General features: G+C 62.5%; 11 protein-coding genes. 3 read left to right on the top strand and 8 right to left on the bottom strand.

Translation table 11 applies throughout. The features are described 5' to 3' along the window. The 3 genes from H3V53_RS35740 to H3V53_RS35730 form a co-directional block, all read right to left on the bottom strand. Window positions 1–243, bottom strand: a 243-nt coding sequence (locus tag H3V53_RS35740) for an anti-sigma factor family protein (protein ID WP_336601854.1), incomplete at its 3' end; no start/stop codon positions are given. 48 nt (window positions 244–291) lie between these two features. Further along, window positions 292–810: a sigma-70 family RNA polymerase sigma factor gene (locus H3V53_RS35735; RefSeq protein WP_054926976.1), complete on the bottom strand. Its 519-nt coding sequence runs from the start codon at window positions 808–810 to the stop codon at window positions 292–294. Between the two features lie 33 nt (window positions 811–843). Further along, window positions 844–996, bottom strand: coding sequence for a hypothetical protein (locus H3V53_RS35730; RefSeq protein ID WP_336601853.1), 153 nt, complete (start codon window positions 994–996; stop codon window positions 844–846). Window positions 997–1,463: 467 nt separating this feature from the next. Between H3V53_RS35730 and hfq the strand changes: the two genes are divergently transcribed. Next, entirely contained in the window at window positions 1,464–1,937 is a 474-nt protein-coding gene (gene hfq / locus H3V53_RS35725) for an RNA chaperone Hfq (protein ID WP_336601852.1), read from the top strand. Between the two features lie 66 nt (window positions 1,938–2,003). On the opposite strand, the gene H3V53_RS35720 is transcribed toward hfq, so the two are convergent. Further along, window positions 2,004–2,231: a hypothetical protein gene (locus H3V53_RS35720; protein ID WP_336601851.1), complete on the bottom strand. Its 228-nt coding sequence runs from the start codon at window positions 2,229–2,231 to the stop codon at window positions 2,004–2,006. Between the two features lie 277 nt (window positions 2,232–2,508). On the opposite strand from H3V53_RS35720, the gene H3V53_RS35715 reads away from it, so the two are divergent. Further along, window positions 2,509–2,685 carry a hypothetical protein gene (locus tag H3V53_RS35715; protein ID WP_336601850.1) on the top strand — a complete coding sequence of 59 codons (177 nt, stop codon included), beginning with the start codon at window positions 2,509–2,511 and terminating at the stop codon, window positions 2,683–2,685. 381 nt (window positions 2,686–3,066) lie between these two features. Here H3V53_RS35715 and H3V53_RS35710 read toward each other — a convergent pair whose 3' ends face one another. Then, window positions 3,067–3,780 carry a DUF2968 domain-containing protein gene (locus H3V53_RS35710; RefSeq protein ID WP_336601849.1) on the bottom strand — a complete coding sequence of 238 codons (714 nt, stop codon included), beginning with the start codon at window positions 3,778–3,780 and terminating at the stop codon, window positions 3,067–3,069. Between the two features lie 434 nt (window positions 3,781–4,214). Between H3V53_RS35710 and H3V53_RS35705 the strand changes: the two genes are divergently transcribed. After that, the gene (locus tag H3V53_RS35705) at window positions 4,215–4,700 is read left to right on the top strand and encodes a DUF2147 domain-containing protein (protein WP_336601848.1); all 486 of its coding nucleotides are present in this window, start codon (window positions 4,215–4,217) and stop codon (window positions 4,698–4,700) included. A 120-nt stretch (window positions 4,701–4,820) separates the two neighbouring features. Here the strand turns inward: H3V53_RS35705 and H3V53_RS35700 are convergent, their stop codons facing one another. The 3 genes from H3V53_RS35700 to lpdA form a co-directional block, all read right to left on the bottom strand. Continuing rightward, window positions 4,821–5,273, bottom strand: a complete 453-nt coding sequence (locus H3V53_RS35700) for a transposase (protein ID WP_336601847.1) — start codon at window positions 5,271–5,273, stop codon at window positions 4,821–4,823. Between the two features lie 157 nt (window positions 5,274–5,430). Continuing rightward, complete coding sequence (gene zapE / locus H3V53_RS35695; protein WP_336601846.1) at window positions 5,431–6,528, bottom strand: cell division protein ZapE; 1,098 nt, start codon at window positions 6,526–6,528, stop codon at window positions 5,431–5,433. Window positions 6,529–6,624: 96 nt separating this feature from the next. Next, window positions 6,625–8,055 carry a dihydrolipoyl dehydrogenase gene (lpdA, locus tag H3V53_RS35690; protein WP_336601845.1) on the bottom strand — a complete coding sequence of 477 codons (1,431 nt, stop codon included), beginning with the start codon at window positions 8,053–8,055 and terminating at the stop codon, window positions 6,625–6,627. Window positions 8,056–8,194: the final 139 nt, after the last annotated feature.

Raw genomic sequence — 8,194 nt, 5'->3', positions numbered from 1 at the left:
CACGCGCGGGCGCAGCACGATGAATGGCGGCGCCTCGCTGCCGGGCGCGTCGCCTGCGAGCGCCTGCAGCGCAGCCTTCTGCGCGCGCCACGATGCGACCTGCGCGGCAGCGTCCGGGTCGCGCGCGAGATGCTCGCGAACGGCCGCACGCTCGCTCTCGGGCAGCTCGTTGTCGACGAACGCCGACAGCGCGCGCAGATCGGGCGCGTTCGCGTAATCGGTAGGGTGGTCGTCGTTGTTCATTGTGCGCTTTTCACCTGCTGCGGCTCACTTGCCGCTCTCGTCGGCCCCTCATCTCCCCTTCACCACTTTCAGCGACGGCGACTTGTGCACCGGCCCCTCCGTCAACAGCGAGCGCATATGTTCGCGCGCGCGCGACAGCCGCGACATCACCGTCCCGATGGGCACACCGAGCGCCATCGACGCCTCCTGATAGCTCAGTTCCTCCACGCAAACGAGCAGCATCACCTCGCGCTGCTCGACGGGCAGACAATAAAGCGCGCGCTGCACATCGCGCAACACCAGACCGTCGACTTCGCCGCGCGGCGCTTCGAGATTGCGCCACGGCGCGCTCTCGTCGTCGACGGCGATCTCGCGCCGCACGCGCAACTGATCGATATAAAGGTGCCGCAGAATCGTCAGCAGCCACGCGCGCAAATTGCTGTCGGGTCGAAAGCCCTTCCAGCGCGCGAGCGCACGCTCGGCCGTATCCTGAACCAGGTCGTCCGCCCAAGCCGCGTCGCCCGTCAGTGCGCGCGCGTAGCGGCGCAACTGCGGGAGCCACGAAATCACTTCTGCTTCGAAGTTCACCCGGCGCAAGCCGTCATGCGACAGCAGCTGCCATCAATAGCCGCCGCTGCTGCCGCTCGTGCCGCCGCTGCTCGCGCCCGACGAACCCGAGTCGCCCATGGTGGACTGACACGCCGTCAGCGAGAGCGACGCCACTCCCAAGGCAAGCACCACGAAAACAGCCGATACCAGTCTGGACACCTTCATGTAGAACCTCCTGCACGGACAGCGCGGCTTGCGCGCGATCCTGCGTTGAACCGGCAAAACGCGCTCGCTTGCGAACCGAGACGACGCCGGTGACCGATTGCGAACTCATCACAAGAAAACTATCTACGAGGCGTGGGCGCACGCCATCTGCGACCCATGCTGTCGTACTGCCTCACGGCTTCGCGGCATTGCATGCGATGCCTTACCGATAAACGCTGGCAGCGGGCGTTTTATTCCGCTTTTTTGTTCGTCGAGTGGCCGCCCGCCTGTATTGAACGTGGGCCACCCCGCATAGCGGTGCACGATTTCGTAACTCGACGTTACAGTTCGGTTTTAAAGGATGCTTCCGCGTCCACAAGTGGTTATAGTGGGCATCAATACGTCCGGCGTTTGGGCCCCGTCATGTCCGCACATGGCGACTACGGGTAAAATCCGTCGAACAACCGTTTCTACCTACTCAATTGTCCATGCCTTCCGCAGAATCGCATCCGCAAAACGACTTTATGAACGCCGCGCGCAAAGAACGGAAGCGCGTTGAGATTTACCTTGTCAACGGCATCCGCCTGACGGGTTGCATCGAGTCGTTCGACCAGTATCTGGTGATGCTGCGCACGCCCGTTGGGCTGCAAGGCATCTACAAGCGCGCCATCTCGACGATCCAGCTCGACACGGGCTCGCGTCCCGCGCCGCGCGCGGGCGGCCGGGGGGCACATGGCGATCACGCCGGCCGCGGTCCCCATGGCGCGCGCGAACATCGCGAGCCACGCGAATCGCGCGATTCGTACGGTGCGCCGCACACGCCGTCGGAGCGTTCGTCGTCGGACCGTTCGTCGTCGTCGGACGCACCTGTCGTCGTTACGCGGCGCCGACGCCTGTACGGCGCGGGCAGCGGCAACGACCAGGGCAACAACGGCGGGAACAACGGCGGGAACAACGAATAGGCAGGGAATAAGCGTTCCCAAAGGGCGCGCCTTCACGCAAGGCGCGCCCGTCACACAGGCGGCTGGCTAGCCCGGGCAATTGGCCAACTGCTGCAGCATCCTCTCGATCCGCACGCCCTGCTGCTCCGTCAGCTCATATCCGCACTGCACTTCCAGCACCCTGCGCCGCCAATAGCCAGCGTTTAATCGACGCATCATCGGCTGACGCATCGCGCGCTCCAGATGCTCCAGTTCCGATTCGACAACATAGGACGCGTTCAAGCGCCGCCCGTCACCATATCCGTTCGGTTGCATGGTTGCCCTCGTAAGCCGGCCGCGTCGGCGCTGCTGTGCGCGCCGTCGTCGTGTGACACCGTTATAACGAACCATTGCCGCGAAATATTCCGTCGGTGCCTTCATCGAACCTACAACATGCTTTCGCGATCTTCAAGGCGAGTTTTATTGTGTTGCGGACGCAATACGCAGGCCGCAAGAAAGTGCGTTTGTCCTATGCCATTGCACCACAGGCCGCATTCGCGCGATTGCGCTATGCTGACTTCTCGATCCCGTTGATTCTTCTCGCGGAGCACGTATGTCCACATCGAAACCGAACACCCCGAAGGCGCCCCAGCAACCATCCAGCGAGGACCGGCTGGACGAGGCGCTCGACGAAACTTTCCCCGCCAGTGATCCCATCGCCGTCGATCCTGACCAGGACGACGAAAGCGACGAACGCAGTGATCAAGGCAAGCAGAAGAAGTCGCGTTGAAGAGCGCGGGCGACGCACGCATTGGATGTGGGGAAGCGCGGACAAGCCGGGCGTCATCGGCTGCGCGCAGCTCGCAGTGGGCGCACGCGAATGGCGGTCGGCGCTTAAATGCAGTAAATGTCGGCGCGCGGCTCACTGCCGGGCGAAACGCACGTAAGCGCACGAGCTTATGTGCGCGAGTCACGCCGCGACCTATGGCGCCGGCAATGCGACACGCTGTTGCGTTGACGCGCGTGCTGACGCCGCCCTCGGTTCAGACAATGCATGCATCGCGGCCTGCCGCATTGCAAACGCCGGATGAGAACCAGCGAGAACGAGCCGGGCCGCGAGGCCGTCGGTGCGCCGACGGCCGGCGGCCGGCGGCCGGCGGCCGGCAAAGCATCAGTGCACGGGCAAACCGCTCTCGAGCTGACGCTGCAGATCGCGCACCTGACGCTGCGTCGCGCGCAACTGCTCCTGTGCCTGCGCCTTCTGCTGCGCGAGCACGGCAGTTTCGGCACGGGTCTGCTGCTGCTGGCTGTTGACGATCGTTTGCTGCTCGTGCGCGATGTTCAGATCGGCCTGCAGACGGTTCGCGCGCTCCTGCGACAGCGCAACGAGCCGATCCGTGTTCACCTTTTGCGCTTCGAGCTTCGTGCGGCGAATCTCGACCTCGGCGAGCTGCGCCGTCTGCCGCGCGAAGTCGCGATAGATCTGCTCGCTGCGCGCTTCGTCCTGCGTCTTGATGACGCGCCAGAAGTTCTTTTGCTGGAAAAGCGCCACGTAGTACGTCATGTCCTTGCCGTGGAACAACAGGCTTGCCCCGTAGCTGCCGTTGTAGGTCGTGCGCAGTTCGGTGAGATCGCTGCTGTGAATCATCTGTTGCAGTTCCGCGACATTGCCCGTCACCGACTGCTTGGCCTCGTCCGGCGTCAGCGCAATCGTTTGACCCGCAGCACCGGCGGGAGCCGCCGATGTCGACGCGTCAGCGACCACCATGCCGCTATCAGGATTCGCGCCGTTGCCGGCAGAACTCTGCGCGTAGACCCCGTGAACGCCCCCGAAAACGATCAATGCCGACAGCGCGATGTGCCGAACTTTTGATTTGTGGTCCATGTAATTTCTGCTCGTCGTGTTTTAGTTTTGCAAAACCGTCTAATTATTACTCACTTTGAAGAGTTGCGGGCTCTTCATCAAAAATTTGGTAGTGGGCGTGTCTTTTCCCGCAACACCTCGCGTTTGACCTCCCGATATCGCGCCGCGCCCTTCGGTCAGCAGCGACGTGCCGATGCATGCACTCGTCGCCGCCCTTCCGATCAGGGTGCCCACTTCGTCTGCGTGAGACAGGCGTCGCGCTTCACGCCGTACATGGGGAGAGGCTTCAGGGCTAAACCTCCGATTAGAGGCCCCACTATCAAACGATGCCGACACATTCACGTATTCTGCCGTCTCCCATACAGCAGAAAACAGGCATGGCGCCGCCTTGCATCGGCATTCACACGGCGCCGCGCGACCCGATCGCGACGACTCTTCAATCAAGGAGGACGACAATGACTTCAATCAACCTTCGCACGCGCAGCGTGCTCGGGAAAACGTTGAAACAGGCGATGCTGGCAGGCGCGCTACTGGCCGCCGCCGCGACGGCATTCGCGCAGACAGACACTCCCGTCGGCACGTGGCAAACCATCGACGATCACACGGGTCAACCCAAGGCGCTCGTACAGATTTCGCAGGATGCCGACGGCACGCTGAGCGGCAAGGTCATCAAGGGGCTTGGTCCGAACGATCAGCTCGATCGCCGCTGCACCGCCTGCACTGACGCGCGCAAGGATCAGCCGATTCTCGGCATGACGATCATCAACGCGATGAGAAAGGACGGCGACGGCTGGGATGGCGGGCAGATTCTCGACCCGGAAAACGGCAAGCTGTACAAATGCAAGATGCACGTGGAAGACGGCGGACAGAAGCTGGTGGTGCGCGGATATATCGGCGTGTCGCTGCTCGGGCGCTCCCAGACATGGATTCGCCAGAATTGAGATTGAAGATGCGCCGCGTTGCATCGAACGGCGCAGCGCAATGTAAAAAGCCGGCCCGGCGATCAGTTTCGCCATGCCGGCTTCTTATTGCTAATGCGTGCGCTCAATTCGTTCGATCCGTCATGCCGCGTTCTTGAAAGGACTTGTGTAGTCAAACATCAGCGGCGCGGCAGGTATGCCGGCTGTCGGCGGGAACAGCGGCGTGGCGGGCACGGAGGGACGCGAGGCGCCGTGCACACGCGGCGCGGCGCCCGGCGCATGGGTGCGCATACGGGCTTCCATCGTGCTGCACAGTTCGTCGCCGGCTGCGCCGAACAGCTGATCCATTACGCGCTTCAGCACACCTGCCTGATGCCACGCCTTGAAGCGGCGGTGGCAGGTTTGATACGACGGGTATTTGCGCGGCATCGCGGACCAGGTCGCGCCGCTGTAGATCACCCAAAGCACGCCGTTGAGCACGGAGCGGGTATTCGCCAACGGCCGGCCGCGCAGTTCGGCACGCGGACGCAGTTCCGGCAGCATAGGCGCGACGCGCTGCCATTCTTCATCGGTAATATCACGGTAAGGGGTCATGTCTTCTCCTTCGTCAAAGACTCAACCGACGATATAGAGTCGCCCCTCTGCCGAATATCAGACCAATCCGAATCTTGAAAATGCAGCGCCTGCCGCTACGGCAAGCTTCAGCGGGTATTGCGTTATCCCAAACCGATCGGCGTACCGACGAATCCGATCACGTCAGCGATGTATCTACGATCCGCCGCGGCGCATTCAGATATTCCTGCGACTGCATCTCGACGATGCGCGACACCGTGCGCGTGAACTCGTTAGCCATCGGCCCTTCGACGTAGAGTTCCTCCGGCGGCACGGCCGCCGACATCAGCAGCTTGACCTTGTGGTCGTAGAACACGTCGATCAGCCACGTGAAGCGGCGCGCTTCCGATTGCATGCGCGGCGTCATCTGCGGAATGCCGGACAGGATCACCGCGTGAAAGCGGCTCGCCAGTTCGAGATAGTCGTTCTGCGAGCGCGGGCCGCCGCACAGCGTCGCGAAATCGAACCAGACGACGCCGTCCGCCCGGCGCAGCGCCTTCAGTTCGCGCTTTTCGATGTGCAGTAGCGGGCTTTCGTCGGGCACCGCGGCGAGCTGCGCGAACGCGTCGCGCAGCGCCTTGTCGGAGGCTGCGCCGAGCGGCGTGTGATACACCTCGACCTGCGACAGCGTGCGCCGCCGGTAATCGACACCCGCATCGACGTTGATCACGTCGAGCTTGCTCTTGATCAGCTCGATCGCGGGTAGCAGGCGGTCGCGATGCAGGCCGTCGGGATAGAGCAGATCGGGATCATAGTTGGACGTCATCACGAACTGCACGCCGTTCGTGAACAGGCGATCCAGTAGCCTGTACAGGATCATCGCGTCCGCAATATCGGACACGTGAAATTCGTCGAAGCAGATCAACCGGTAGCGCTTCGCGATGCGTCGCGCGAGTTCGTCGAGCGGATCGGCCTGGCCCTTGAGCTCTTCGAGTTCGCGATGCACTTCTCGCATGAACTCGTGAAAATGCAGACGGGTCTTACGCACGAGCGGCACGACGGCGTAAAAGCTGTCCATCAGGAAGCTCTTTCCGCGCCCGACGCCGCCCCACATATAGACGCCCTTCGGAAGATCCGGGTGCATGATCAGTTTCATGAACGCGTTCGGGCGACGTGCCTTATACGCGCTCCACGCCTCATAGCATTGCTGCAGACGATCGACGGCCGCGCGTTGCGCCGGATCGGATTGATAACCCCGAGTCTGCAGTTCCCGTTCGTAGTATTCGGTGACGTTCATTTCGTGAGGCAGCAATGAAGAAGGCGGGAGGGAGTCAACCCACCCGCCTTCGTCGTGATTTGCTTAAGCCCGGTTAAGACTCCGGGCAGATGCGTCTTACATGTTCAGCGCGCGCTTGTCGACGGCGAGCGCCGCTTCACGCATCACTTCGGACAGCGACGGGTGCGGATGGCAGATTCGGCCGATGTCTTCCGACGCAGCCTTGAATTCCATCGCGACAACCGCTTCGGCGATCAGATCCGACGCGTTCGCCGAGATGATGTGCACGCCGAGCAGTTCGTCCGTCTTCGCGTCGGCGATCATCTTGACGAAACCATCCGCCTTGTTGATGCCGAGCGCGCGGCCGTTCGCCATGAACGGGAACTGGCCCGTCTTGACCTCGCGGCCTTCCGCCTTCAACTGCTGTTCCGTCTTGCCGACCCACGCGATTTCCGGTTCCGTGTAGATGACCCACGGCACGCAGTTGTAATCGATATGCGGCTTCTGGCCGTCGATCACTTCCGCGACCATCACGCCTTCGTCTTCGGCCTTGTGCGCGAGCATCGGGCCACGCACCACGTCGCCGATCGCGTACACGTTCGGTACCGAGGTCGCGCAGTGGTCGTCGACGTCGATGAAGCCGCGCTCGTTTGCCTTCAGGCCGATCGCTTCAAGGCCCAGGTTGTCCGTGTTCGGCACACGGCCGATCGACACGATCAGGCGGTCGGCGTCGAGCGTCTGCGCGTTGCCGTCCTTGTCCGTGTAGGAGATCGACACGCTGTTGTCGGTCGTCTTCACTTCGCCGACCTTCACGCCGACGTGAATGTCGAGGCCTTGCTTCTTGAACTGCTTCGCGGCTTCTTTCGCGAGCGCCTGGTCGGCGGCGCCGAGGAACTCGGGCAGCGCTTCGAGCACGGTCACGTCGGCACCCAGACGGCGCCACACCGAGCCCAGTTCCAGACCGATCACGCCCGCGCCGATCACGGCGAGCTTCTTCGGCACTTCGGTGAACGACAGCGCGCCTTCGTTATCGGCGACGATCTTGTTGTCGACGGGGACGTTCGGAAGATGCCGCGCCTTCGAGCCCGTCGCGATGATCACGTTCTTCGCCGTGACCACTTCCGTCTCGCCTTCGCCCGACACTTCGATCTGCACGCCGGCGTCCGTCTTGCCCGTGAACTTGCCGTGGCCCTTGAGCCACGTGATCTTGTTCTTGCGGAACAGGAACTCGATGCCCTTCGTCATCTTCTCGACGATGCCTTCCTTGCGGGCCAGCATCTTCGCGATGTCGACCTTCACGTTCTCCACGCTGATGCCGTGGTCCGCGAGGTGATGCTGTGCGTTCTCGAACTCTTCCGACGATGCGAGCAGCGCCTTCGACGGAATGCAGCCGACGTTCAGGCACGTGCCGCCCAGCTTCAGCGCGCCGGCCGGGTTCTTCCACTTTTCGATACAGGCAACCGACTTGCCGAGTTGCGCAGCGCGAATGGCCGCGATGTAGCCGCCGGGACCGGCACCGATCACGACGACGTCAAATTCTTTGGACATGACTATCCTTTTTGGCTAACCGACGCGGCCGCGCTTCGCGGCGCGCGTGGCTTTCAGTACTGCGGAAATGCGAGAGACACCCGATGCGAATATCGGGACGGCGGCCGGTCACTTCAAGCCGCCGCCCGTGCATCCGGTA

It is taken from the genome of Paraburkholderia bengalensis, assembly GCF_037126505.1.
Classification (GTDB): Bacteria; Pseudomonadota; Gammaproteobacteria; order Burkholderiales; family Burkholderiaceae; genus Paraburkholderia; species Paraburkholderia bengalensis.
Note: the sequence above shows the minus strand (reverse complement) of the source record. Positions and strands in the feature narration are given on the sequence as shown.

Excerpts from the sequence above, each read along its gene's own strand:
- H3V53_RS35730 (WP_336601853.1), bottom strand. The coding sequence starts at position 996 with ATGAAGGTGTCCAGACTGGTATCGGCTGTTTTCGTGGTGCTTGCCTTG.
- hfq (WP_336601852.1), top strand. The coding sequence starts at position 1,464 with ATGCCTTCCGCAGAATCGCATCCGCAAAACGACTTTATGAACGCCGCG.
- H3V53_RS35720 (WP_336601851.1), bottom strand. The coding sequence starts at position 2,231 with ATGCAACCGAACGGATATGGTGACGGGCGGCGCTTGAACGCGTCCTAT.
- H3V53_RS35715 (WP_336601850.1), top strand. The coding sequence starts at position 2,509 with ATGTCCACATCGAAACCGAACACCCCGAAGGCGCCCCAGCAACCATCC.
- H3V53_RS35710 (WP_336601849.1), bottom strand. The coding sequence starts at position 3,780 with ATGGACCACAAATCAAAAGTTCGGCACATCGCGCTGTCGGCATTGATC.
- H3V53_RS35705 (WP_336601848.1), top strand. The coding sequence starts at position 4,215 with ATGACTTCAATCAACCTTCGCACGCGCAGCGTGCTCGGGAAAACGTTG.
- H3V53_RS35700 (WP_336601847.1), bottom strand. The coding sequence starts at position 5,273 with ATGACCCCTTACCGTGATATTACCGATGAAGAATGGCAGCGCGTCGCG.
- zapE (WP_336601846.1), bottom strand. The coding sequence starts at position 6,528 with ATGAACGTCACCGAATACTACGAACGGGAACTGCAGACTCGGGGTTAT.
- lpdA (WP_336601845.1), bottom strand. The coding sequence starts at position 8,055 with ATGTCCAAAGAATTTGACGTCGTCGTGATCGGTGCCGGTCCCGGCGGC.